Raw genomic sequence first — 26709 nt, forward strand, 5'->3', positions numbered from 1 at the left:
AATTCGTTTTGCTTGCCAGTATTTAAATGAACGTTTGCACTTCTTGCGGGTGCAAAACTAACTCCTTTATACCGTTATTCAAGCTTTTTTAAACACTTTTTTTATCCTTTTCTTAACTTTTACTTTAACTTGCTGAAAATACGCTCCTTGAAAAAAAAGTTTTTTATGATTCACTCAACCTATCCAAAGATAAGCTTGCAAAATGGACCAAAATCTAGTTTTTTTACCATTATATCACTCTAGGATGTCTTGAATTAGCAATGCCTTTAAAACATTTATTGGTTCTCTGAGCCGCTTTGTTTCAATCACAGATAAGATTAATACAGTTTCTAGGTCCTGTCTGCAGTATCATCTTAGATAATTTCGGTTTTTTGACGCTTGGACAGTTGTTCCTGGTTTGTTTCTTACGGTTATCATTATATTAGACAATCTATACCTATATATAAGGTACACCGAATTCTAAATCAATTATACAACTCCCAGCGTTAGGGATAGTAGCGTAAAGCCCACAGCCAAGTGAAGTGTAACGCAACTTGACGAGGACTTGCAGCGAATAGCCCGGCCCTATATAAAAAAGAGGCTACTACCCATTTAGATAATAGCCTCTTTTTTATACAGGGAAACGCCCAAGTTATTGTTATTACAAGGTTCAAGCATTTATGTAACCTCTGCTTAGTATTCCCACCTGCGCGTTTTATTTAATTCTTCTTGCTCTTTGATAATTTCAGCCGGTATTACTTTGAGGAATGAACAATGTTGCTCTATAGCATATTCGATTTTTTCAACAATTTCCTCAATAGTATCCTTATCGTAATCAATATCCAAAGGCTCTTTAATAAGGAAGGATTGAAGAATGCCCTTCTTTTTCATACGTAATCCTTTTTTATCAAATGAACGACGGAAGCCATCGATCACAATAGGAACAACAATAGGTCTGTGCTGCTTTATAATATGAGCCGTTCCTTTACGAACCGGCTTAAAGGATTTAGTTGTCCCTTGCGGAAAGGTTATAACCCAACCGTCCTTTAAAGCAATTTTAATATTTTCAGTATCATCTGGATTAATGTCTTTTTTCTCCAGAACATCGACTCCCTTAGCTCTCCAAGTTCTTTCGACCGTAATTGCGCCTGCATAAGCCATAATTCGTGGCAATAATCCAGCCTGCATTGTTTCTTTTGCAGCTACATAATAGATGTTCATTTTAGGCTGCCAGAGATAACATACATTTTTAATAGAATCATCACGACCGCTGAGACTTGCATTAAAAACATGGAACATTGCTACGACATCAGCAAAGTACGTTTGATGATTCGAAATAAAAAGAACATTAGTATCAGGCAAATTCCTTATGATTTCTGAACCTTCAATTTGCAGTTCGTTGAAACCTCTATATCGTCGATGCGTGATGGCCCCGAAAATCCTGATTAACCATTTTTTTAAAAACAGGATGTGACCAAAAGGATTTCTCTTAAATAATCCCATAAAATTATGTGTTTTTTTATATTTAGCAAACCTACGAAATTAATTTTTGATTGTTTTTAGCATTCTAAAACCGTTGCTTCCTATCTAATTTAAGAATATAAGACTTCTTTTAAAACTTCTTTCAATTCGTTAAGCATCATTGCCGTTGCTCCCCAAACGATATGGTTTTCAATTTTAAAAGCAGGAACACTACTCTCAACTGAATAGGATGTTGGGACCTTAGTCTCAACAACAATTGAATCACTTAAAAAAATAGACAGAGGCAATTCAATTATATCCGCTACCTCTGAAGGCTGTAGTACAAATACTAGTTCGTCTTTACTAATGCCTAAAAAAGGATGCACGATAAAGTTACTAGGTGGTATATATAATTGTGTAAAAGGTTTAAGTATTTGTATTTTATCTGGATGAATGCCAACCTCCTCGTGGGTTTCGCGCAACGCTGTGTAAGCAAAATTCTCATCATCGATTTCGTATTTACCTCCTGGAAAGCCAATTTGAGCAGAATGCACACCTTTGTATGAATTCCGAACAATCAATACCAGGTGTGTAATTTCATTTTTAGGATAAAAAAGCATCATTACTGCAGCTACTCTTGGATTTTTATCGCTAAAATCAATCTGTTTTAAGCTTTGTGACCGCTCTAATGGTGCCATTTTAATATGCGCATCAAAAGCGGGGAGCCTTACATCAAGTACTTTAGGAACAAACTGTAAAAATTCTTGAAAATCCATAATCAAAGTCTATTTTTGCACATTGAAATTTAATATAAATATAGTTTAGAAAATACCGTTACACAAATTTTCTGATACCAAAAGTCATACACAATGTACAGCAAAGAAGAAACACAAAAGTTAAAACGCGAATTCTGGGTTGAATTTTCGGAAAAATTTCCCCGAAAATGGTTGTTGTACGATACTAAGATCAAAGATTTTTCTTTTAAATTTTATGTAGATAATAAAAAGGCTCAAGTTTTAATAGCCATAGAACAGCGAAGCGATGAAAAAAGAATTGCCTATTTTGAAAAACTGGAATCTTTAAAAAATATTCTAGAAGAGGAATTCATTAAAGATCTGGTTTTTGAAAGAGAGCACACATTGGAAAGTGGTAAAACAATTAGCCTTATTTGGGTTGAAAAACTAGGCGTTGGAGTTAGCAATAGAAAATACTGGCAGGAAATTTTTGAATTTTACAATGATAAAATGAATGCTTTGGAGCTATTTTATTCAGAGTATGATGGATATATTAAAGATATTCAACAATTTTAAAAACGAGTAAGAAATCAAAAATAGCGCTGTGATATTCAACTTCATATTCATCACATATTGAATATATTATAAAGTATTATCCTATTACCATAATTAATGTACAGTTGCTTTCGGTTTTCTTGCTTTTTTCTGGTAATGATCGAAACTGTACAATCGACGCCTTCGTTATCTTTACAGGTAAATGTGTAAACAGTATCTGTTTCATTTTCCTCAATAGGTTGATATTCTACAATTTCAAAAAGTTGAATAATTTGAGAATAAACTACAATTCTACTTTTATTAGTATCTAATGAAATTAAAATATTAACTAAATTTAAATCAGACCATTTCCCCCATTTCCCTTTCTCATTTTTCTCTAAAACACTAAAGCCTGACGTTTTAAACTTATAATTTTGTCCATAAGAATGTTGTACTCCTAGAATCAAAAAAAGTAGAATAATATATCTTTTTATCATTGCTTAAAATTGAAAATTGGTTGCCTCTACTCTTGCGTATTCAAAATCGATAATCATTTCTTGGATGATTTCAGCAGCTGGTTTGATCTCGTGAATAAGACCTGCAATTTGACCGATTTCTAACTCTCCTTCGATTAAATCGCCTTCAAACATGCCTCTTTTTGCTCTAGCTCTTCCTAATAAAGTAACTAATTCATCTTTTGTTGGACACGTTTTATATAAATCCTGTACCTCTTGATAAAACTTATTTTTAATTAACCGAACTGGAGCAAGTTCCTTCAATGTCAAGTGCGTATCTCCCTCCTTAACCTTTACAATCGATTCCTTGAAATTATCATGAGCTGACGATTCTAGTGACGCAGCAAATCTACTCCCAACTTGAACTCCATCGGCACCAAGAACCATGGCAGCTAGCATGCCGCGACCGGTAGCAATACCTCCGGCAGCAATCAACGGAATTGAAATTTTTTCTTTCACCATAGGAATAAGTGTAAGTGTTGTGGTTTCCTCTCTACCGTTATGGCCTCCAGCTTCAAATCCTTCGGCAACAATTGCGTCTACACCAGCATCTTGTGCTTTCAATGCAAAAACGGAGCTACTTACGACATGCACTACCGTTACCCCATTTTGTTTCAAGAATGACGTCCATGTTTTTGGATTACCCGCTGACGTAAAAACTATCCTAACCCCTTCCTCTACAATAATTTTCATTATTTCCTCAATGTTGTGATATAACATTGGAACATTTACTCCAAATGGTTTTGAAGTAGCTCTTTTACATTTTTGAATGTGTTCTCGCAAGACTTCGGGATACATAGAACCCGCACCAATCAATCCTAAGCCACCAGCGTTACTGACGGCACTGGCTAATTTATACCCACTATTCCAGATCATTCCACCTTGAATGATAGGATATTTAATTTTGAAAAGTTCAGTGATTTTATTCATGTGGTATTGATGCTGTTATTTTTTTATTATTTTCCCACTTGTGTAGAAATTATCGGATTCCAATTTATAAAGGTACATCCCTTGATTTAACGCTTTTAAAGAAATTACAGCTGATTGAGGCGTTACTTTTTGTTCTAAAATTTTCTGTCCTAAAATAGTATAAATAAAAACGGTTCCACTTTCGAATTTTGATGGCAAAGAAACGGAAATAGAATCAGTGGTTGGATTGGGATAAATTATGAAGTCATCTTTTAAAAATGACTCCGTCGACAATTGGTTGCGAACAATCAGTCCAAAATCTGGAATTCCATATCCATACTGATTGTTGGGAGTTAAAAATTTATCGGATGATTGTAGTACTAATTCTTTAATTTGCTGATTTGTTTTTTGTGGAAATGCTTGCCATAAACAAGCCAGCATCCCGGCCATTATTGGCCCAGAAAAAGAAGTCCCATTTGCCGTTACAATATTCCCCGCTGCATCAGAAACAACTGCAGCTTGACCTTGCGCCATGATATCGGGTTTTATTCTACCGTCAGATGAAGGTCCTACTGAACTAAAGGAGGTTACTATTTCTGATGAATTTACTGCACCTACTGCAATCACAGAAACAGCATCTGCTGGTACGGCAACATGTGGATCAGATGTACCACCTGAATTACCAGCCGAAGTCACCAGAATCATTCCTCTACTAAATGCAATTTCTGCTCCCCGAGACATGAACGCTGTTTTACCATTCATTTCACTGTAGGTATGATTGTATGCTTCGTTATCAAAATCAAAATACCCTAAAGAGGTATTGATAATATCCACCCCTAAACTATCTGCTTTTTCTGCTGCTTCAACCCAAAGGGATTCTTCCACAGGATTTTCAGATGTATCATCTTCTGTTATAAATAAATAATAAGAAGCATCTGGGGCAGTTCCCACTAATGAATTCTCTTTGTAACCTCCCATTGCGGATAGTACAGAAGTGCCATGCGATACGCCGGTATAAAAATCTGGATTTCTCAAAACAAAATTATAACCACCCAAAATTTGGTCATTAGTTCTTAATTTTTGGAAAGGTTGTGTTGTATTGACACCCGGAAATCCCGCATCCATAATAGCAATTACTTTCCCGGAGCCGGTGTAATTTTGTTGGTGCATTACGTGCCCATTGAGCATTTGGATCTGATTTGAAGAGCTTCCATAAGCATAATCCACTTTTGTCTTCTTGGTCTTATTCCCTTGCTTTACCTTACTGGACTTTGCGATTTTACCAATTTGATTTAATGATTTATCTGCAAAATCAACTTTACTGACAAATGAAAACTGTAGTAAGTCATTTATTTTAGCCTGCGTTCCTCGCACATGAAGAGCATTTAGCCATTTCGATTTTGCCATCACAGTTATACCCGTAATAGCATTTACTTGATTAATATAAGAGGCCTCAACAGGAACATCTTTAAAATCTAAAATAACATTTTGACTGGCTCTTCTATCTAATGCTCTCTGAGAAAGCATTTTCAATGGTGCATCGGCAAAGGATTGAGAACTAGGCTTTGCATTTAAATATACCCAAGCATCCTGCTGTGCAAAACCGTTTGTTGTTAGCAATAATAAAAGAAATATATAACATTTTCTCATTGGTATCGTCATTTGTTGTAACATCAAGATTTCAACGGTAGCTGAAATTGAATGATGGTCAAAGCTACATTTGGTTTATTATTAGAATTTTAGGTGACCTAACTAGTACCTTTCGATAATGCAATAAAACGACTAAGAAATTACTCCTGATCCTATTAATTCATCTCCTACATACCAAGCTGCAAATTGTCCTTCGGTTATTGCGGATTGAGGTTCATCAAAAGCTACGTACATTCCATTTTCAAATTGATGCAAGGTGGCGCTTTGTAAGGGCTGTCTGTAGCGAATTCTGGCCATTACATGCATGGTTTCTCCTTTGGCTAAAGCCAAATCTTTACGAATCCAGTGTACTTCCTCTTTTTCAATATGTAACGCTTTCTTGAATAATCCAGGATGCTGACTTGTTAATCCCGTATAAATAGTATTGGTCTCCACATTAGTAGCTATAATAAATAACGGATCCGTCGTCCCACCAACATTTAATCCTTTTCGTTGCCCAATAGTGAAATAATGAGCTCCTTGATGTTTTCCTACTACTTTTCCCATTTCTGGGGTATAGGGAATTTTTTCAGCCTCCAATTTTACATCTTCTTCAAAACTTAGGCCTACTTTTTTTTCTGAATTATAAATAGGGTCATCTTTATCAATTTGGATAATATCGCCCGCTTTAGGTTGTAATTTTTGTTGTAAAAAATCTGGCAGACGTACTTTTCCAATAAAACATAGCCCTTGTGAATCTTTCTTTTCAGCAGTAATCAAATCCAATTGCCCAGCAATTTCTCGAACCTCTGGTTTTGTCAATTCTCCAATTGGAAACAACGACTTTGCTAATTGTTCTTGTGACAATTGACAAAGAAAATAGGATTGATCCTTATTGGTGTCCGCACCTGCTTTTAGTTGATAGACCGTTTCGCCGTTCACTTCTATTTCGCTTTTTTTACAGTAATGCCCCGTTGCAACAAAATCAGCCCCAAGACTCAACGCAATTTTCATAAAAACATCAAATTTTATTTCGCGATTACAAAGTACATCTGGGTTTGGAGTACGCCCTTTTTCGTATTCGTTGAACATGTAGTCCACGATTTTCTCTTTATATTCTTCACTTAAATCGACTGTTTGAAAAGGAATTCCTAACTTTTCTGCTACTAGCAAAGCATCATTACTATCTTCCAGCCAAGGACATTCATTAGAAATAGTAACGGAATCGTCATGCCAATTCTTCATAAAAAGACCAATTACTTCATATCCTTGCTGTTGCAGCAAATATGCCGCAACACTTGAATCTACTCCCCCTGAAAGTCCAACAACAACACGCTTCATCTTCAAAAAATTATAATTTAATAAGACTGCAAAGTTACAAAAGATTTATAACAGTATTCGTTAAGTGTTTTGTTAATTGTTTTTGTCTTTGACTGCCTGTTCTTGAAAATTCATATTTGTTTCTTTGCTCAATTTTCCTTTTTCAAAAAACTGCCATATTCCTGCTTTTTTTCCATTTAAGAACTGCCCTTTAGAAGCCACATTTCCATTAGATTCTTTGAAAATGGCTGCACCGTTATACACGTCATTCTTGAAATTAGATTCTTCCAGTAAGACTCCCTTCTCTGTGTATTTTTTATAAAAACCATTTTTCAAATTATTTTTATAATTAATCTCTTCTGCAACTTTACCACTTGGATAAAAAACGGTGCGAAGCCCCTCTAGTTTTCCTTTACTATAATTTTCAATGGTCATTATGTTTTTTGAGGCCAAATGATAATATTTCCATTGCCCTTCAAATACTTTATTTACCACTTTACCCTCACTCACTTTATTGCTTTTTTGATCATAAAAAATGGTGAATGCTGAATTATCAATTGGATTAAACTCTCGCGTAGCAATTACAGACTTAGCTTTGGTATCATCATAAAAATAAAAAATACCTGTTTCTTTACCATGTTCAAAATTACCTTCGTAACGAGGTCTTCGGGAATCCTGATAAAACCCTTTCCAAACTCCCTGTTTTTTTCCTGTTTCATCTAATTTATTAAAATTAGACTGAGACATGCAATTTTGGCTCAAAAGCATAAGAACTAAAAGGGTAAAAAAACTAATTTGATATTTTTTCATTGCTACTTTATATTAGGTCAATAGTACAAAACTACAATTGTACTCTTTTATTTTAAGCAAATTTACAAATTTATTATAGTTGTTCTCACCTCTACTTAATTATGGATAAGAGAAACAGTTTAAACTTGTAAACTTTAAAGATAAAATATCAAATTCTAGATGGAATTACAACGTTGAAAATTATCTACTAGTAGTTATTAAAGTGGCAAGTAACCGTAAATTATAAAGTGTTTAATTAAACTAACAAGTATTTTTTAAAACAAATACTATAAAAAAGACACGGCTAATCATATATAACTCATTGTCAATACCTTATGATTGCTTAAAATTGACTACAATTGAAGTTAAACAACCTTAAAAGAAATAATAAAGTTTCATGTTGTTTAGCAATTTATAATACTTGTTAAACAAAAATCAAAAGCTATTTATTAATTTAGTGGAAACAAATAAACATTAAACACTATGAAAAATGTAATTAAACTGAAAAATCTAATGCTAATTGCATTATTTACCGCACTTTCCGTATCGTGCGACGATGACAATAATAACGATAATATGGTTGTAGACAACACCATTACAGGGAAAGCGGTAGCAAGTCCAAATTTAAGTATTTTGGTTCAGGCACTTGTCAGAGCGGAATTAGCTACTACTTTGAAAGGAGCTGGTCCCTTTACTGTTTTTGCACCAACGAATGAAGCATTCACAGCTTTTCTTGCTACGACTCCTTATCCTACAATAAATGATGTACCAAAAGAAGCTTTAACACAAATATTATTGAATCATGTTGTCACTGGTTCTGTAAAATCTACAGATTTAAACACAGGATACATTAAAACTTTAGCCAAAGGTTCCGCATCAACTACTAATAATTTAAGCATGTATGTAAATATAACTGCTGGCATAAAACTTAATGGAGTGGCGACCGTTACTACTCCAGATATCATGGCTTCAAATGGAGTGATTCACATTGTAGACAAAGTGATTGACTTGCCAACTATTGTAACTCATGCTGCAGCAAATGCTAATTTTAGTACTTTGGTAAGCGTTTTAAATCGTTCTGGAGAACCTAACTTCATAACTGCCTTATCTGGAACTGGTCCGTTTACCGTTTTTGCTCCAACAAATGCTGCTTTTACAGCCTTGAATACGGAACTAGCTCCTGGCGGAATTGCAGGAGTTTCTGCAGCAAACTTGACAAAAGTTTTACAATACCATGTAGTAAGCCCTGCTAATGTACTAGCGACTAGCTTAACCGAAGGACAAGTAGTTACTCCTATTCTAGTACCAGTTCAAACCTTTACTATACAGTTATCTGGAGGTGCCAAAATTAAAGATGCTAGAAACAGAATTTCAAATATTATAATTACCGATGTTCAATGTTCAAACGGTGTCATTCACGCCGTGGACAAAGTGTTACTACCTCTTCTGTAATTATTTTTAAAACAAAAAAAAGCTCTCAAATTTGAGAGCTTTTATTATGAATTATTTTTTCTTCTGTTGTGCCTTTTGAGCTTCGGCTTGTTCCATCACTTCTTGAAGTTTTTTCTGGAATTTACCTTGTTTCTTCGGCTCTTTCAATTTGTTCTCTTGAATTTGAGCATGAATTTTGTCACTGTCAATAAAGTATCTTTTGATGACAATCATAATTCCAATAGTAATTAGATTCGAAATAAAGTTATATAAACTTAATCCCGCACCATAACTATTAAAGAAAAATAACATCATTATTGGCGATACATAGATCATGATTTTCATCATCTTAGCCATGTCTGGCATGCCCTCTTGTTGTGGAGCAGCCATTTGCTGGTCGCCAGAAGTCATTTTCATATAAAAGAAAATGGCTATCGAAGCAAGTACAGGAAACAAACTGATGTGATTTCCGTAAAAAGGAATATAAAAAGGCAATCTAATTACCTCATCAAAAGACGATAAATCATCTGCCCAAAGGAAACTTTTTTGTCTCAACTCAAAAGCCGAAGGGAAAAACTGAAACGAAGCGTACATAAATGGCAATTGAATCAAAGCTGGAATACAACCTGCCATAGGATTCACGCCCGCTTTGTTATATAACTTCATCGTTTCCTGTTGCTTTTTCATTGGGTCTTTTTTGAATTTTTCACCCAATTCTGTTATTTCAGGACGCAATACCTTCATCTTCGCTTGTGACAAGAATGATTTGAAAGTTATAGGCGACATTGCAATTTTTATCAGAATCGTAAAAATGATAATCGCAATTCCGTAAGCAATGTAAGAACTTAAAAATCCGAATAACGGGATAAAAATAAACTTGTTAATCCATCCGAAAATACCCCAACCTAGCGAGATAATTTTTTCAAGATTCAGGTCGTATGATTTTAAAGTTTTATAATCCGTTGGACCAAAATACCAACTCATTTTGTGATCTAATTCCCCATTGGTAAACGCCAAAGGAATGTTAGCTTTAAATTGTTTGGTAAAAGTAGTATCTACTTTATCATCGTTCACCAAGTTATCTGACTTCACTTTTGCTGTTGCCAAAGGTGTTTTTGATAAAAGAATCGTACAGAAAAAGTGCTGTTTGAAAGCGATAAAAGTTGCTTTTTCAAGATCTGAGTCTTCTGTTTGACCTAAACCAGCATAATCAATTTTACCATCTTCATGTTCGAAATAGATTTCAGTATAACGGTTTTCATAAGAAACACTTTTCTCATTTCTGTATGTTTTTAAATTCCATTCTAAATCCAGTGGTTTTGCCGTATTCAATACTTTATTCAACCCTTGAGAACGAATATCAAAACCAATCATATAATCGTTTGGTTTCAAAATGTATTTATATTCCAAGAATTCATTGGCTCCTGCTTTCAATTTCATAGACAATATTTGATCTGCTCCAACTTTCGTTAAAGTAGGTTCAAAATATAAATCTTTTGAGTTTAAAGTACGATTATCACTGGTTAGTAATTGCACATTTAAATTAGCATTATTGTCTTTTACCAATTGAACTAATTGTCCGGAACCTTTCTTAAACTTTTCGAATTGCTTCAAAGTTGCTTCTACAATATATCCTCCTTTATTGGCAATTGTCAGCTTCACCAAATCGTTTTCGATAGTGGTTACACCCGCTTTCGCAGAAGGAAGCGTCGCAGAATACGCAAAATTCCCTAGTGTCTTTTGTAATTGCGCCAATTGAGTTGAATCTCCAGTTGCTGCTACTGCAACCGTAGCTTTTGCCACAGTCTTTTGTTCTAAATCCTTGGCTTTAGCTTCTCTAATCAACAACTCTTTTTGTGCTTTTTCAGCTGCAACCACTTTCGGGTCCGGTTGATTTTGGTACATGATAAAAACCAAAATACCAAAAATTAATGCAAAACCTATAATCGAATTGAGGTCAAATTTTTTTTGTTCCATTATAATATTTAAAAAGTTTAATCTAATTAGTTTACCGTTTGATGAATTGTTTCAAAAAACTAAAACTGTTTTTTCTTCGCTTTAACAGCTGCTGCAACAAAATTCACAAAAATAGGATGCGGATTAGCAACCGTACTTTTATATTCCGGATGGTATTGTACTCCAATAAAAAATGGATGGTTTTCTATTTCTACAATCTCCACCAACCCGGTATCAGGATTTACTCCTGAAGCAATCAATCCTGCATTTTGCAATTGCGCTACATAATTGCTATTGTACTCATAGCGATGACGGTGGCGTTCTGAAATCGTATCTTTTCCGTATATTTTGTAAGCCAATGAATCTTTTTTGATATCGCATTTCCATGCACCAAGACGCATTGTTCCTCCTTTGTCCGTAACTGTTTTTTGCTCTTCCATAAGGTTTACCACTGGATGCGCCGTGTGTTCATTCATTTCGGTTGAATTGGCATCAGTGTAACCCAGAATATTTCTTGAATATTCTATGATAGCCATTTGCATTCCTAAACAAATTCCAAAAAATGGCATTTTATTTTCTCGCGCATATTGGACTGCTGCAATTTTGCCTTCAATTCCTCTTTCTCCAAAACCTGGTGCAACCAGAATTGCATCTAAACCAGAAAATTTCTCGCTTATATTACTGGCATCAATATGTTCAGAATGAATGGAAACTACATTTACTTTAGTTTCATTTGCAGCACCTGCATGAATGAAAGCTTCCAAAATAGATTTATAACAATCCTGCATTTCAACATATTTTCCAACCAAACCGATATTCACGGTATGCCTCGGATTTTTTAATCGGCGTAAAAAAGTATTCCAGTTTTTTAAATCCGGAGCTGCTTTTTTAGGTAAATCTAATTTTTTTAACGCAACAACATCAAGTCCTTCTTCCAACATTAAGTTAGGAACTTCATAAATCGTCGAAGCATCGATAGATTGGATAACCGCTTCTCTTTTTACATTACAAAACAAAGCCAGCTTATTACGTAATTCTTCAGAAAGTTCATGCTCAGTTCTACAAACCAAGATGTCAGCTTTTATACCACTTTCCATCAACGTCTTAACAGAATGCTGTGTTGGTTTTGTTTTTAATTCTCCCGCAGCAGCCAAATAAGGTATTAAAGTAAGATGAATTACAATAGCATTATGTTCTCCTAAATCCCAAACCAATTGACGAACAGATTCTATGTACGGCAAAGATTCAATATCTCCTACCGTTCCACCAATTTCCGTAATTACAATATCGTAGTCACCGGAATTTCCAAGCAACTGCATTCTTTCCTTGATTTCATTGGTAATATGAGGTACAACTTGAACCGTTTTACCAAGAAATTCTCCTCTTCTTTCTTTTTCAATAACCGAAAGATAAATCCTTCCTGTCGTAACATTATTTGCCTGAGAAGTAGGAACATTCAAAAAACGTTCGTAATGCCCTAAATCCAAATCCGTTTCAGCACCATCATCAGTCACATAACATTCCCCATGCTCATAAGGATTTAATGTCCCGGGATCTACATTAAGGTATGGGTCAAACTTTTGGATGGTTGTACGGTATCCTCTTGCTTGTAACAATTTTGCCAAAGATGCCGCGATGATTCCTTTCCCTAAAGAAGAAGTCACACCGCCAGTAACAAAAATATATTTCGTTTGATTCATTCTGTTGTTGTTTGTGTTGTAGTTGTGTAAAAAAACGTGGCAAAAGTACAATTATAAATTGTCAAATTGAAAATTAAATCGGTTTTGGGTACCGTTTTTTTATATTTCGAATTAACTCTTCTAGACCATTGAGTTTTAATTCATAAATTAATTTCAATTGTTCTCCCAATTCTCCTTTTGGAAACCCTTTATTACTGTACCACACAATATAATATTCCGGAATATCAATAAGAAACCATCCTTCATATTTACCAAAAGGCATTTTAGTATGAGCGAGTTTGATGAGTTGTTTTTGGTTTTGATCCATTTTTTATAAAAAAAGAAGCAAGAGAATAAGAAACTAGAACCATTAATGCTTCCTGTATCTTCTATCCTGCTCCTAAATCTCTTTATTTCCAGTTAAAAATTATTCGTTTCTCAATTTCAGGATGCAAGCTTAAGAAAACAGGACAAGTCATTGCCACTCTTTCCAGTATGGTTCTGTTTTTATCCTCAATCGTTCCGTACATTTCAAAAGCAATTTCTATCGCACCGATTCGCCTTGGTTCTACATTCATAATTTTAATTACTTCGGCGGTGGAACCTGTCAAATCAACTTCCATTTCTCGTGCCTTTATTCCCATTATCGTCATCATGCAAGTTGCTAATGCGTTTGCAACAGTGTCCGTTGGAGAAAAAGCCTCCCCTTTACCATTATTATCTACCGGTGCATCTGAAAGAATTTCGGTTCCAGATTGCAAATGAATTGAAGACGTTCTCAAATCTCCTAAATAAGTCACTATTGATGTCATTAATTCGCTTCTTTTATGGTTAAATCCGTGTCATAATATAAAATATAGATTCCTTTATTGATATAACCGCCGTCCTCTTTTTTATAAAATTCGAATTTATTGTCAATTTGCTCCGTTGCGGTACTATCAATTGTTTCTTGGTATTTTTTATCCTGTGACAAACGCAGCATGGTATCAAAAGTAATATCAAATCCTCGCGTAGCAAAATCACTAGGATCAATCTTGTTTTTCTTTCTAAACTCTTTTTGAAAAATCAAAGCCTCAGGAGATTCGTTTTCTCGAGTAACTGAAGGATACATTAATTTCAGTTTAGTCAGATTTACATAACTTATTTCATCCGTATCTAATGTTTCATTTGACTCCAGAATAACAAGTTGTACTTTGTATGATGACATAGCACCTAACATAGTGGCTATTGTTGATTTTATCATACCAGTATTTGCGGTTTCCATCACTACATAATTCACTTTATCTTTCACAAACAAGCTTTTCAAATTTTCAGGCGATACTCCTCCGTTTGCGTTAAGTGCTGCAAAACGCACGTCTTTGTGATTTTCTTTAATAAATTGAATAACGGATCCTTTCTTTCTATCAACTACTGCCACTATATTACCGCCTTTTGAACGCATGTAATCGAACATGGCGTTTTTGACTGCGTCTGGATCTGGGATTGATTGAAAAATATTAGCATAGGATACACCCAAGTCTTTTGACAGTGGCGATATAACGGGCACTTGATTTGGCATTAAAATTTCGGCAGTTTTTTCGACATTACTTTGATAGAAAGGACCAATAATAGCGTCTGAAACTTCCAAATTATTTTTTTCTATTAGCGATGCAACAGCAGAACTATTTTTTGTTTCCTCTGAATCCAATATATTTATTTCAAAGTTAAGTCCTAGTGTTTTGGCGGAATCAATAGCCATCAAAGCACCTGCATAAAAATCCAATGTCATATTTAGAAATTTATCTTTTTTCAAACGCGTAACCATCGAATTAATGGTATCTCCTTCAATTTTTGAAACATTAAAAGGCAAAAGCAGCGTTAATTTTTTTCTGCTATTATTTGCACTACTTTTTGACAATTCCGCATACTCCTTTTTACTTTCTGGAGTAAGCGCTAATGTTGAAGGAATTCTCAAAACCATACCTTCAATTACACCTTGTGCTAATTCTGGATTAATTGTTATCAATTCCTCTTGAGTTACACCTGTCATTTTTGACAAGCTAAACAGCGTCTCTTTCGGTTTTACGACATAATTTAGGTAATTGGTTGTAGGTATAGTTTTTACAGGATTTGTGACAACAGCCTCTTTTTTTGACTCTACAGCTTTAGGGATTTTTTCTACTTTAGGAGCTTTTCCCTTAATTAATAATTTGAATCTTTCTGGCAAATTAGATACCACTCCAGGATTCTTACGCTCTAACTCTTCAATAGTAATTCCGTATTGCTTGGCAATTGAATACTTTGTTTCTTTTGGAAGTACGTAGTGAAACACTACTTTTTCTGAGATTTCAGCTGCACTCTTTTGAACTTTATTGGAAGGGATAGTAAGTGATTGCCCTATTTGAAGTCCTTCTTTTTCCAGAAATGGATTAGCTTGTTTTAAAGCTTCGTCAGAAATTCCATATTTCTTTTCAATACCATATAGCGTTTCTTTAGGCATTACCTGATGCGTTACAGCCACATTTCCTTTTTTAGCTGGAAGAATGGCTACTTTTTTGCCAGAACTTTTAGGAATTAGTAAAACACTATTTGGTTTTAATCCAGTTTGTGCATCCGGATTCAATTGATAAATATCATACGGAGTTACATTATATTTTTGAGCAATCTGACTGATTGTTTCCCCTTTTTCGACCTTGTGTGTAGTTGTTTTACTTTGTGCAAAAACACTAAAATTAAAACACAAAGCTGTCATACAAATCGCAAAAAAATATTTCATCACTTTTAATTATAAATTATTTAATAAAGTAACGGTATCAAATTTTATTCCAAAAATCTGATACCGTTTTATAACGAACATTCGATCTAGCTGTTCAAAGGATATAAAAAACTAAATTATTATTCCCATTCAATAGTTGCCGGTGGTTTTGAGCTGATGTCATACACCACCCTATTGACTCCTTTTACTTTATTGATAATATCATTTGAAATTTTCATCAAGAAATCATACGGTAAATGCACCCAGTCCGCTGTCATTCCGTCCGTAGATTCTACTGCGCGAAGTGCCACCACTTTTTCATACGTACGTTCATCACCCATAACTCCTACGCTATTTACAGGAAGCAAAATTGCTCCTGCTTGCCAAACTTTATCATATAAACCCCAAGATTTCAATCCGTCAATAAAAACAGCATCTACATCTTGCAAAATTTGCACTTTTTCCGGTGTGATATCGCCTAGAATTCTAATTGATAATCCTGGCCCTGGAAAAGGATGTCTTCCTAATAATTCTGGGTCAATACCCAGTGAAGCTCCTACTCTACGCACTTCATCTTTAAAAAGCATACGGAGCGGCTCCACAATTTTCAGTTTCATATAATCCGGTAAACCACCCACATTATGGTGCGATTTTATAGTTGCTGAAGGCCCTTTTACAGAGACCGATTCAATAACATCAGGATATATTGTCCCTTGAGCCAACCATTTTACATCTTTTATAAGGTGTGATTCATCATCGAAAACTTCGATAAATACACGCCCAATAATTTTACGCTTAGTTTCCGGGTCACTTACACCTGCTAATTCAGATAAGAAACGATCTCCAGCATCAACTCCTTTTACGTTCAAACCCATTCCTTTGTATTGGTCTAAAACGTTTTGGAACTCGTTTTTACGAAGCAAACCATTATTTACAAAAATACAGTATAGATTTTTTCCAATAGCTTGGTGCAGTAAAACTGCCGCCACGGTAGAATCTACTCCACCTGACAGTCCTAGAACTACTTTATCATCTTGCAATTTTTCCTTTAATTCAGACACCATTTCTTCAACAAAGGCATTTGGTGTAAAGTTTTGAGGAACTTCTGCAATTTTAACTAAAAAGTTTTCCAGCATTTTTGATCCATCGGTAGAATGAAAAACCTCAGGATGGTATTGAATAGCATAAGTTGTTTCGCCTTCAATTTTGTAAGCAGCAAATTCCACATCATGCGTACTTGCCAGTTTTACTCCATTTGAAGGTAATACTTTTATACTGTCGCTATGACTCATCCAAACCTGACTATTCTCTGAAACTCCTTCAAAGAATACTTCATCTTCTTTTATGTAAGATAAATTCGCTCTACCATATTCTCTTGTATTTGAAGCTGCTACTTCGCCTCCACTAAAATGAGCTAAGTATTGTGCTCCGTAACATACGGCAAGCATTGGTAATTTACCTCTAATTTGAGATAAATCAGGATGTGGTACATCTTCTGCTCGCACAGAAAAAGGGCTACCTCCAAGAATTACTGCTTTATAAGAAGACAAATCACTCGGAAAATGATTGTAAGGGAAAATTTCGCAGAATATATTTAATTCGCGAACTCTACGCGCAATAAGTTGTGTGTATTGCGATCCGAAATCTAAAATAAGGACGTTGTGTTGCATGCGCAAAAATACTTTTTATATTTTGAATTGAAAAATCGAATTTTGAAAAATATTTATTTTATTTTTTATGCTCTAATAATCTCTTACCTCTCGTAAAAACCGAAGCGCTAGCATCCATCAAAAGTAACTTTTTTTACACGGTAGGCTTTAAGGCTATAAAGATGTATCTTTGTGGCCTTTACCTATAATAAAGATAAAAAAAATGAAACTTAAAAAATGTATTGCTATCACAATTTTTGGGCTTGTAGCCCTATCTTGTAGTGTGATTGATGATTTATTGACTTTTTCAATAGACAATCAAACTACTGTTACTATTCCAAGCGGTTTTCCTGTCAATACTGCATTTGAATTAATCACTCCAGATATTACCTCCAATTCAAGTTCTGAATTTGAGAACAACAATACAAAAGCGGAATTGGTTAAAGATGTAAGACTAAAAGAACTGAAATTGACGGTAACTAATCCTGCTAATAAATCGTTTTCATTTTTGAAATCCATACGTATGTACATTTCTACCAATGACAGTGATGAAATTGAATTGGCTTTTTTAACCGATATAAACTCCACTTCAAATACAATAGATCTAACGTGTACTTCCGAAAAATTAGACAAATACATTAAAGCGCCTAGTTTCAGATTAAGAATTTCAGCGGTGACAAAAGAAACTATTACCCAAGATATCGCCTTAAAAGCAGCGATGAAATTTCAAGTTACTGCCGATCCTTTTTAGTAGAGGAGTAAGCTGAGCATCTTTTGTAAAAATTTAATTATGCTGTGAAATCGCATAAAAAAAAACAGACTCCTGAAATTATTCAGGAGTCTGTTTTTTTTTTATAATCCTTGCAACTACAAGTACAAACTACTCTTTCACTAAAATAATTGTAGCCTTGAATCCCGTACCAAGATTCCATTGACTTCCAGAAATTAAAGCTCCCTTATCATCATAAACCTTAAATTCAGCAGTATTTGGACCAGAACTCCCTTGATTTAACGCTTCAAAATCGATCTTATTGAATCCTTTCTCCAATACAATTTCAAAGCCTTTGAAAGCACTATCCAAGTTTACTTGATTCTGAATCACTTTATCATTCAAATACACTCTAATTTGATCTCCATCGACATAAGCTGCATCACGATACATAACCTTTGCCGTAACAGATCCTGTTTGATAATTACCTAAATTCTGATTTTTTCGATATACAATACCTTGTGAATTATCTTCTTTTTTATTCCACTTGTCTTTATATACATCTCCCGGATTAATAAATTCATTCTTTGGAGTCATCGAAAAATTATTTGCAGGCGTAATCGTGCGTGAAGGACTCGGGTTTGGGTTGAATATTTCTGGATTCTTAAATACATTTGGCGTCTTAATCGGCGGAATATCTGCTTTTGGAGGAATTGTCTTTTTTATTTTGGGGGCATTAGTTTTAGGTGGAATCGCTTTAAATTTGGAACTAAATTCACTTTGAGCATAGCTACTCAAAGACATGCTGATCATAATCATTAAAAATAAAATCCTTTTCATAACTTTCTAAATTAGTTTATCAGTGCTTGTAAAATTTTAAAAATAAAAAACCAATTGTATTTATTCAAAAATTAGGCAACAATTTAACTTTCATTTATAACTCCCAAATCTGCCTTTTATTACATTTTAGAAAACAAAACGGTTAAAACTCACCACTTCAAATTCGAACTTTTTAATCAAAAATTGGTCTTTTTATTTCACTTTTTTTTTCTAACTTGCAAATAGTATGCCACAACAAAAACACCATTTCGGTTTTGTACCTACTTAAAAAATAAAAAAATGAAAAGAGAAAATATATTGACAGGTTCACCTTGGGAAGATAAAATGGGTTATTGCAGAGCGGTACGCATTGGAAACACTATCGAAGTTTCCGGAACCGTGGCTCTGGTAGATGGCGAAAAAGTAAAAGCTACTGATGCGTATGCACAAACAATGAACATAATGGAACGCGTAAAAGTAGTTCTAGAAGACTTAAAAGTCAGTATGGAAGACGTTATAAGAACCCGTATATTTACGACAGATATAACTACTTTTGAAGATGTAGCCAAAGCGCATGCTCACTTTTTTAAAGACATAAAACCCGCTACCGGTTTCTATGAAATCAGCAAACTAGTAGCTCCTGAATATTTAGTAGAAATTGAATTTACCGCAATAGCCACTGAAAAACCATTAATTCAAGAAGGATTATAATACTTTTGTCAAAATACTTTGCTGCCTTTTACTAATGATTCTAGAAAAAACCAAAAAAACTTCTTCGCTTCTATTCCAATGGATTTTCATCTGTAGCATAGTAGGCGTTTTATCTGGATCGGCATCTGCATTTTTTCTTGTCGCTTTAGAATGGGTTACGCAAATCAGAGAAAACAACAGCTGGATTGTTTGGCTTTTGCCAATAGGCGGCCTCTTAATAGGATTGGGATATCATTACTGGGGAGAATCAGTCGTTAAAGGGAATAATTTATTATTGGAAGAATACGAATATCCACAGCAAACTATTCCATTAAAAATGGCTCCTTTAGTGCTTTTAGGCACTTTAATAACACATCTTTTTGGCGGGTCGGCGGGTCGAGAAGGAACAGCAGTACAAATGGGCGGCGCCATTTCAGACCAGTTTACAAAGCTATTTCAACTCGATTCTTCCGAAAGAAAAACAATACTTATTCTAGGAATTAGTGCGGGGTTCGCCTCCATTTTTGGGACACCTTTGGCTGGAGCCGTATTCGCTTTAGAAGTTGTTTATTTCAGTAAAATCAATTTAAGAAGCATCTTATTGTCTTTTCTAGTTGCTTACATAGCCTATTTTACGGTAGCACTGTGGCAGGTGCAACACACCCATTATGCAATTCCTTTTGTACCAGCAATAACCGTTATCAATTTGTTTTGGGTAGTATTTGTGAGTATTCTATTTGGCTTAGCCGCTATGCTTTTTTCCAAAAGCACGCACTTGTGGAGTCACTTGTTCTCAAAAATAATAGCCTTTCCTTCTCTTCGTCCCTTTGTAGGAGGAATTATTCTAGCTGTAGCATTATTTTTTATTGGAACAACAAAATTTGCAGGTCTAGGCATTCCAGTTATCGTTGATGCTTTTACAATTCCTAATGCTCCATCTGATTTCCTGCTCAAAATATTATTTACCGGTTTTACATTAGGCGCTGGCTTTAAAGGTGGTGAAGTCACGCCATTGTTCTTTGTTGGTGCCACTTTGGGAAGCGCCTTATCACTGCTAGTTCCCTTACCAATAGCCCTTTTAGCAGGAATGGGATTTGTGGCTGTTTTTTCGGGCGCGACTCACACGCCTATTGCCTGTACCGTAATGGGATTGGAACTTTTTGGGATTGAAAGTGGTCTTTTCATTGGACTAGCTTGCGGAATTGCTTATTTTAGTTCGGGTTCCATGGGAATTTATAAAGCCCAAATAGTTAGAGGAGCAAAATACTACGTATACCAAAAATTGAAAAGAAAAAAAACCGACTTTTTATAACCTTCTAAAAGTTTGTTAATTGTATAAATGATTTCAACTTTACATTAAAAAAATGTAATTTCGCAGACTATGAATATACAAGATATTGAAGCGATACAGTTGTTATTAGCAACTCCAAAAAAAATTGCCATAATCCCACACCGAGGTCCTGACGGAGACGCCATGGGTTCTACGCTGGGTTTATACCATTTTTTATTGAAAAACAAACACCATCCAGTGGTGGTTTCTCCAAATGAATTTCCAGATTTTCTGGCTTGGATGCCGGGATCTGAAACTGTTAAAATATTCGAAAAAGACAAACAAAACTGCACAAAAATTCTTGAAGATGCAGAAATTATTTTCACATTAGACTTTAATGCTCTGCATCGTACCGGTGAGATGGAACACGTGTTAGCCAAACTAAAAGCCCCTTTTGTGATGATAGATCATCATCAAAAGCCTGATGATTATGCCGTTGTGACCTACTCTGACACGTCGTTTGGTTCTACTTGCGAAATGCTGTACAACTTTATTTTATTTCTTGGCAAAAAACAAGATATTGATAAAACTATTGGAACCTGTATTTACACTGGAATACTTACGGATTCTGGTTCTTTTCGTTTCCCAAAAACAACCGGAACAACGCATAGAATTGTAGCTGAATTAATTGATTTAGGTGTCGAAAACACTGAAATACCAAGTTTATTATTTGACAATAGTTCCTATGGGCGTTTACAAATATTAGGCCGAGCACTTCAAAACATGATTATCCTGCCGGAACATAAAACCGCCTACACCACTTTGACGCAGGAGGAATTGAATTCCTTTGATTATGTTAAAGGCGATACGGAAGGAATTGTGAATTATGGCTTAAGCATCAAAGGAATCCTTTTTACAGCTATATTTATAGAAAATAAAGAAGAGAAAATAATCAAAATTTCATTTCGTTCCCAAGGTGATTTTGATGTCAATCAATTTGCAAGAGATTATTTTAACGGAGGAGGACATCGCAATGCGGCGGGAGGGAAATCATCCGATACGATGGAAGAAACCAAAAAGAAATTTGAAGATTTGATAACAAGATTAAGCATCTAATTCTATGAAAAATAGCACGCAAATAGCCGTTGTATTTTTTTTGTTTCTGCTAATTTCTAGCTGCAAGCAGCATCAGGAAGCCAGAAGACCAATCTCTCAGGCTTCTGGGAGTTTCATGAAAAAATCCATTGCCCGGAATAAAAAGCTGGTTTCCACTGAGGAAAGCCAAATTCAGAATCTAATCAAGAGCAATCCAAATGTAGTGTACTTGGCCTCCAAAAAGGGATACTGGTACTCCTATGTAACACGAAATACTACTGATACGCTTACACCAAAAAAAGGAGATGTAGCATTCTTTGATTACGAAATCAAAGATTTAAAAGGAACCATCTTTTATTCTGAGTTAGAATTAAGACCTCAAACGTACTATGTGGACAAACAAAATATCATGATGGGCTTGCGTGACGGTATTAAGTTGATGCGTAAAAACGAAAAAGTAACCTTCCTTTTTCCGTCCAATATGGCGTATGGATACCATGGTGATGATAAAAAAATTGGCACCAACCAACCTATAGTTTGTATCGTTACACTTCGTGATTTTAAATCGGAAGTAGTGTATAAAAAAGAAAGTCAATTAAAAGTATCAACGCCCACAGTTGTGCCACCAATAAAGAAAGAAGCACCCGCTTTGAGTAAACCTAAAGACACTTTAACTCCACAAAATTAAATTTAGAAATGAAAAAAAAGATCCTATTCGTATTCCTAGTTATCGCCTCCTTTTATTCTTGCAAAGAAGAACACAGCAATCTACCAGATGGCTTGTATGCTAAAATTGAAACTAATAAAGGAGACATCATCGTTCAATTAGACTTCAAAAAAGCGCCAATTACAGTAGCTAATTTTGTGGCTTTAGCCGAAGGAAAAAATGAATTTGTAACTAATGAAAACCTAAAAAACAAACCTTTTTTTGACGGTTTGAAATTCCACAGAGTGATCAAATATTTCATGATACAAACCGGAGATCCATTAGGAACAGGATCAGGAGATACAGGATATAAATTTAAAGATGAATTCTCAGATTTAAAGTTTGACAACGCTGGTGTTTTGGCTATGGCCAATAACGGACCGATGACCAACAGCAGTCAATTTTTCATCACGCATCTTGCAACACCTTGGTTGGACGGTAAGCATACTATTTTTGGTCATGTAGTCGAAAAAGGAATGGATGTAGTCAACAAAATTGAACAAAACGATTACATCAATAAAGTAACCATTATTCGAAATGGCGAAAATGCAAAGAAATTCAACGCTGCAAAAATATTCAATGATTACTTTGCCGTTGAATCTGAAAACCAAAAGAAAAAAGCAGCTATTGATGCTGAAAATAAAAGAGTGTACAACGAAAAATACAAAGTAGTTCGCGAGGAAAAAGTAGCTTATTTTACTGATTTAAAAACCAAAGCAACAAAAACACCTACAGGATTACAATACGTGATTACCAAAAAAAGTGGTGGAAACAAACCCGCTAAGGGAAGCAATATCTTCATTCACTATTCTGGTTTTCTAGAAGATGGAGAATTATTTGATGCCAGCGTAGAAAATGTAGCTCAAACTTTCGGAAAATACGATGAAAACAGAGCCGCTCAAAACGGATATCAGCCCATTCCTTTTCAAGCAGGTAAAAAAGATGGCATGATTCCTGGTTTTATAGAAGGATTGGAGCAATTATCGCTTGGAGATAAAGCGGTTATTTTTATCCCATCGCGTTTAGGATATGGAGCAGCTGGGGCAGGAGGCGTAATCCCACCCAATGCCAACATCATTTTTGAAATTGAGTTATTAGAAAAAATGCCCCAATAGTTTTAAATAATAAGCCTTTAAATTAGTACAAAATGAAATTTAAAATTCTGTTTTTATTATTTCTGGGAATGGTCAATGTACATTCTCAAACTGTCAAGAAATCTGTTCCTGCAAAAAAACCAACTACCACAACCAAAGCAGTTGTAAAAGCGCCAGTTAAAGCTCCGGTGGTTATCGAGGGAATCTTTGCCACAATTGCTACGAATAAAGGAGCTATTGTTGTGGAACTAGAATACAAAAAAGCACCCGTAACCGTTGCAAATTTTATTGCTTTGGCAGAAGGTAAAAACACCTTTGTAACGCCAGAAAATCTTAAAGGAAAGCCATTTTTTGATGGTTTGAAGTTTCACCGTGTTATCAAAGATTTCATGATTCAAGGAGGAGATCCTTCTGGAAGTGGTTCTGGTGGTCCAGGTTATGCCTTCAAGGACGAATTCACCGATTTAAAGCACAGCAAAGCAGGAATACTGTCTATGGCTAATTCTGGACCAACAACGAATGGAAGCCAATTTTTCATCACACACAAAGCGACGCCTTGGCTGGATGGAAAACACACCATTTTTGGCCATGTTACCGAAGGAATGAGTGTGGTTAATGCTATTGCGCAAAATGATGTAATTACAAAGATCATCATTGTGAGAAAAGGGGCATTGGCCAAAAAATTTGATGCACCAAAAGTATTCGCAGATTATTTCAATAATAAATCCGAAGACCAAAAGAAACAGGATTTAATCAACGCTGAAAATAAAGCGAAACAAGCCGCTATTGAAGTTGAAAACAAAGCAAAACGTGAAGTTGAAGAAGCGGAAGCCAAAAAGGTGTACCTGGAAAAATACGGTTCTATAGTCGCTGCCAAAAAAACCTATTTAGCCACTATAAAAGCAACAGCAATTACTACTCCATCTGGGTTAGCATACAAAATAACTGAGAAAGGAAGCGGAATAAAACCCGCTAACGGAACAACATTCTATTTCAATTATGCAGGTTATTTTGAAGATGGAACTTTATTTGATAGCAGTTATGAAGAAGTCAATAAAACTTACGGGAAATTTGATGCGAATCGTGCCGCTCAAAACGGATACCAATCCTTCCCATTTGAAGCAGGAAAAAAAGAGGGTATGATTCCCGGATTTATTGAAGGATTAGACAATATGGCTTTTGGTGATAAAGCGGTCGTTTTCATCCCCTCCAATTTAGCGTATGGAGAAAGAGGCGCTGGAGGAGTTATCCCACCTAATACCATGCTTATTTTCGAACTGGAAATGCTGGAAAAACAACCTGCTCCAAAACAATAAAGCACAAAAATATAACCTAAAAAAACCCGACAGACTTCAAAAGTTGTCGGGTTTGTTTTTTTAGCCATTTGATGGAAATGTTTTTAAAATAAAGATTAAAGCCTGCTTTATTTCTTTCCGAATTTCCAATCGAATTCGTCCTTTTGATTGATAATAGCACCAATTTCAAATTTCACAACCTCATCAAATTCCGTTTGAAAAATAATCCAGTTTTCTTCATTGAAGTAGTTCTCAAACGTATCAAACTCTTCCTGAGTGAACTTAGTAATGCCCTTAGTAGCTAAATCTTTTTTGACTTCACTAATTTTTCTGTTGAGCATTTTAAATCCAAACAATTCCAGCTCTGGACTCGAGGCTACGATATAACCCAATTTAAAATCTTCTTCAACATAGAAAGTCAAACGCATTTTTAGCTTGTTATAAGCAAAAATCACATTGTTATCTTCGTCCTTGTAATTGCGATCTGGCTTGCCGTACAGCGCCGTCACATCATTTTGTTTCATTCCGAAAATGAGTTTCTCAATTCCGCTTTTTGGGATTATTTTCATTTGTAGCTGATTATTTTTTATTCGTTATTGGTCCTAAGCACGCACTATATTGTGCTTTCGCCAAATTTGGAATTGCGCCAAATACCTATTGTTTTCTTAGCTTTCAAAGTTCGGAAAGATTTTCACAAAGTTAACTACTTTTTGCAACTAAAAGTTAGCATAAAACAAGATCTACTTCGGCCAGATCAATATTAAACGAGGCATAATATGTAATAAAAAGAGCAACAGCCGATGAAATAGTTTGATCACTGTTCCAAAACATAATCCAACTAGAAATTTCTTTAGCCGCTTTGTAAGAAAATTTTAATATATTTGATAATAGATTTAGATAGGCAATCAGTAAAATTTCCTAATGAATATTATGAATTAATACAAAATATTGATAATCAAATTAAATCATTTATTTTAGTTTTTTGAAGTGCAGAAATATACAGATGAATTAAATCATATTGCTCGAAATCAATTGGTACAAGTCCTAATTGAAGAAACTTGTTACTGAATTCAAGAAAGTCTATTGTGTTCATTAAACACAAGAATAACTGTTCGTTTTATACCCCCACGAAATCGTTTATTCTTATTAATTATTTAAAAAGTAACATAAATGAAAAGAATTAAATTTGATAATTTACAAATCAGCTGGTTTTTCATATCGTTGATCGTACTGTCGCTAGTTTGTATTATTTTCGGTTTTTTCGAAATAATTCAGTTTGAAAACCCAATCATAAATAGAAGAATTAGTGCTATTGGATACGCATCACAATCCATATTTTTCTCCAGAATGTTCTGGTATAAAAATTATCTGCAATGGAATAAAAAAGGTATGTTCATCCGAATTAATTCCTTTTTTGGAAAATCAATTTCATTTAAAACTATTGAAAGCGCGAAATTAGAGAACCATATTTTGACGATTTACAAAAATGATGGAAAAAGCTTTGATTTTGATCTAAGTGACATTGAGGAAAATGATTCGAAAAAACTAAATGATATAATAAATCAATATAGTTGCTAATAGACAAGGATTGGTTGGGCTCCCCCAGACAAACGAACATTGAATTCGGAATGGAATACTCCATCCTAAGGATTGAAATCCTTTGCACGACGTATACACTTCTGATGTTCGAGGCAAAGTATACAAAGCCCAGA

At 34.8% G+C, this 26709-nt stretch carries 25 protein-coding genes; 10 read left to right on the forward strand and 15 right to left on the reverse strand.

The window, feature by feature from the left end; all coding sequences use genetic code 11:
- Positions 1–672: 672 nt before the first annotated feature.
- Both BLS90_RS08020 and BLS90_RS08025 read right to left on the reverse strand, forming a co-directional pair.
- Positions 673–1482 carry a lysophospholipid acyltransferase family protein gene (locus tag BLS90_RS08020; RefSeq protein WP_091257149.1) on the reverse strand — a complete coding sequence of 270 codons (810 nt, stop codon included), beginning with the start codon at positions 1480–1482 and terminating at the stop codon, positions 673–675.
- An 89-nt stretch (positions 1483–1571) separates the two neighbouring features.
- Positions 1572–2216, reverse strand: coding sequence for an NUDIX hydrolase (locus BLS90_RS08025; protein ID WP_091257150.1), 645 nt, complete (start codon positions 2214–2216; stop codon positions 1572–1574).
- A gap of 93 nt (positions 2217–2309) precedes the next feature.
- Between BLS90_RS08025 and BLS90_RS08030 the strand changes: the two genes are divergently transcribed.
- Positions 2310–2750: a DUF4268 domain-containing protein gene (locus BLS90_RS08030; RefSeq protein WP_091257151.1), complete on the forward strand. Its 441-nt coding sequence runs from the start codon at positions 2310–2312 to the stop codon at positions 2748–2750.
- Positions 2751–2800: 50 nt separating this feature from the next.
- Here BLS90_RS08030 and BLS90_RS08035 read toward each other — a convergent pair whose 3' ends face one another.
- From BLS90_RS08035 to BLS90_RS08055, 5 genes are all read right to left on the reverse strand, one after another.
- The gene (locus tag BLS90_RS08035) at positions 2801–3205 is read right to left on the reverse strand and encodes a hypothetical protein (RefSeq protein WP_073354504.1); all 405 of its coding nucleotides are present in this window, start codon (positions 3203–3205) and stop codon (positions 2801–2803) included.
- A 3-nt stretch (positions 3206–3208) separates the two neighbouring features.
- Entirely contained in the window at positions 3209–4153 is a 945-nt protein-coding gene (locus BLS90_RS08040) for an NAD(P)H-dependent flavin oxidoreductase (RefSeq protein ID WP_091257152.1), read from the reverse strand.
- Between the two features lie 15 nt (positions 4154–4168).
- Positions 4169–5782 (reverse strand): S8 family peptidase, encoded by a 1614-nt coding sequence (locus BLS90_RS08045; protein ID WP_091257275.1) that lies wholly within the window; start codon positions 5780–5782, stop codon positions 4169–4171.
- A 132-nt stretch (positions 5783–5914) separates the two neighbouring features.
- A complete protein-coding gene (gene mnmA, locus BLS90_RS08050; protein ID WP_091257153.1) occupies positions 5915–7102 on the reverse strand; it encodes a tRNA 2-thiouridine(34) synthase MnmA in 1188 nt (395 codons plus the stop codon).
- A 72-nt stretch (positions 7103–7174) separates the two neighbouring features.
- Positions 7175–7891, reverse strand: coding sequence for a toxin-antitoxin system YwqK family antitoxin (locus BLS90_RS08055; protein WP_091257154.1), 717 nt, complete (start codon positions 7889–7891; stop codon positions 7175–7177).
- Between the two features lie 462 nt (positions 7892–8353).
- Between BLS90_RS08055 and BLS90_RS08060 the strand changes: the two genes are divergently transcribed.
- A complete protein-coding gene (locus BLS90_RS08060) occupies positions 8354–9322 on the forward strand; it encodes a fasciclin domain-containing protein (protein ID WP_091257155.1) in 969 nt (322 codons plus the stop codon).
- Between the two features lie 51 nt (positions 9323–9373).
- Here BLS90_RS08060 and yidC read toward each other — a convergent pair whose 3' ends face one another.
- The 6 genes from yidC to guaA all read right to left on the reverse strand — a co-directional run bounded on the left by yidC (position 9374) and on the right by guaA (position 17340).
- Complete coding sequence (gene yidC, locus BLS90_RS08065; protein ID WP_091257156.1) at positions 9374–11278, reverse strand: membrane protein insertase YidC; 1905 nt, start codon at positions 11276–11278, stop codon at positions 9374–9376.
- Positions 11279–11337: 59 nt separating this feature from the next.
- Positions 11338–12957 carry a CTP synthase gene (locus BLS90_RS08070; protein ID WP_091257157.1) on the reverse strand — a complete coding sequence of 540 codons (1620 nt, stop codon included), beginning with the start codon at positions 12955–12957 and terminating at the stop codon, positions 11338–11340.
- A gap of 73 nt (positions 12958–13030) precedes the next feature.
- Positions 13031–13264 (reverse strand): DUF3820 family protein, encoded by a 234-nt coding sequence (locus tag BLS90_RS08075; RefSeq protein WP_066082415.1) that lies wholly within the window; start codon positions 13262–13264, stop codon positions 13031–13033.
- An 82-nt stretch (positions 13265–13346) separates the two neighbouring features.
- Positions 13347–13748 (reverse strand): OsmC family protein, encoded by a 402-nt coding sequence (locus BLS90_RS08080; RefSeq protein ID WP_091257158.1) that lies wholly within the window; start codon positions 13746–13748, stop codon positions 13347–13349.
- Positions 13748–15691, reverse strand: a complete 1944-nt coding sequence (locus BLS90_RS08085; RefSeq protein WP_091257159.1) for a LysM peptidoglycan-binding domain-containing protein — start codon at positions 15689–15691, stop codon at positions 13748–13750. Before BLS90_RS08085 ends, BLS90_RS08080 begins: the two co-directional genes overlap by 1 nt.
- A gap of 119 nt (positions 15692–15810) precedes the next feature.
- The gene (gene guaA / locus BLS90_RS08090; RefSeq protein WP_091257160.1) at positions 15811–17340 is read right to left on the reverse strand and encodes a glutamine-hydrolyzing GMP synthase; all 1530 of its coding nucleotides are present in this window, start codon (positions 17338–17340) and stop codon (positions 15811–15813) included.
- Between the two features lie 202 nt (positions 17341–17542).
- On the opposite strand from guaA, the gene BLS90_RS08095 reads away from it, so the two are divergent.
- Positions 17543–18070 carry a hypothetical protein gene (locus BLS90_RS08095; protein ID WP_091257161.1) on the forward strand — a complete coding sequence of 176 codons (528 nt, stop codon included), beginning with the start codon at positions 17543–17545 and terminating at the stop codon, positions 18068–18070.
- 129 nt (positions 18071–18199) lie between these two features.
- On the opposite strand, the gene BLS90_RS08100 is transcribed toward BLS90_RS08095, so the two are convergent.
- On the reverse strand, positions 18200–18868 hold the full coding sequence (locus BLS90_RS08100) for a hypothetical protein (RefSeq protein WP_091257162.1): 669 nt from the start codon (positions 18866–18868) through the stop codon (positions 18200–18202).
- A gap of 279 nt (positions 18869–19147) precedes the next feature.
- Between BLS90_RS08100 and BLS90_RS08105 the strand changes: the two genes are divergently transcribed.
- From BLS90_RS08105 to BLS90_RS08130, 6 genes are all read left to right on the forward strand, one after another.
- Positions 19148–19558: a RidA family protein gene (locus tag BLS90_RS08105; RefSeq protein ID WP_091257163.1), complete on the forward strand. Its 411-nt coding sequence runs from the start codon at positions 19148–19150 to the stop codon at positions 19556–19558.
- 34 nt (positions 19559–19592) lie between these two features.
- Positions 19593–20849, forward strand: a complete 1257-nt coding sequence (locus BLS90_RS08110) for a voltage-gated chloride channel family protein (RefSeq protein WP_091257164.1) — start codon at positions 19593–19595, stop codon at positions 20847–20849.
- Positions 20850–20918: 69 nt separating this feature from the next.
- Positions 20919–21923 (forward strand): DHH family phosphoesterase, encoded by a 1005-nt coding sequence (locus BLS90_RS08115; protein WP_091257165.1) that lies wholly within the window; start codon positions 20919–20921, stop codon positions 21921–21923.
- A gap of 4 nt (positions 21924–21927) precedes the next feature.
- Positions 21928–22590, forward strand: coding sequence for a gliding motility-associated peptidyl-prolyl isomerase GldI (gene gldI, locus BLS90_RS08120; protein WP_091257166.1), 663 nt, complete (start codon positions 21928–21930; stop codon positions 22588–22590).
- Between the two features lie 8 nt (positions 22591–22598).
- Positions 22599–23723: a peptidylprolyl isomerase gene (locus BLS90_RS08125; RefSeq protein WP_091257167.1), complete on the forward strand. Its 1125-nt coding sequence runs from the start codon at positions 22599–22601 to the stop codon at positions 23721–23723.
- 32 nt (positions 23724–23755) lie between these two features.
- Positions 23756–25018, forward strand: coding sequence for a peptidylprolyl isomerase (locus tag BLS90_RS08130; protein WP_091257168.1), 1263 nt, complete (start codon positions 23756–23758; stop codon positions 25016–25018).
- A 107-nt stretch (positions 25019–25125) separates the two neighbouring features.
- Here the strand turns inward: BLS90_RS08130 and BLS90_RS08135 are convergent, their stop codons facing one another.
- A complete protein-coding gene (locus tag BLS90_RS08135) occupies positions 25126–25566 on the reverse strand; it encodes a hypothetical protein (RefSeq protein WP_091257169.1) in 441 nt (146 codons plus the stop codon).
- A gap of 601 nt (positions 25567–26167) precedes the next feature.
- Between BLS90_RS08135 and BLS90_RS08140 the strand changes: the two genes are divergently transcribed.
- Entirely contained in the window at positions 26168–26575 is a 408-nt protein-coding gene (locus tag BLS90_RS08140) for a hypothetical protein (RefSeq protein ID WP_091257170.1), read from the forward strand.
- The last annotated feature ends 134 nt before the right edge of the window (positions 26576–26709 follow it).

This window comes from Flavobacterium omnivorum (genome assembly GCF_900099915.1).
Lineage (GTDB): Bacteria > Bacteroidota > Bacteroidia > Flavobacteriales > Flavobacteriaceae > Flavobacterium > Flavobacterium omnivorum.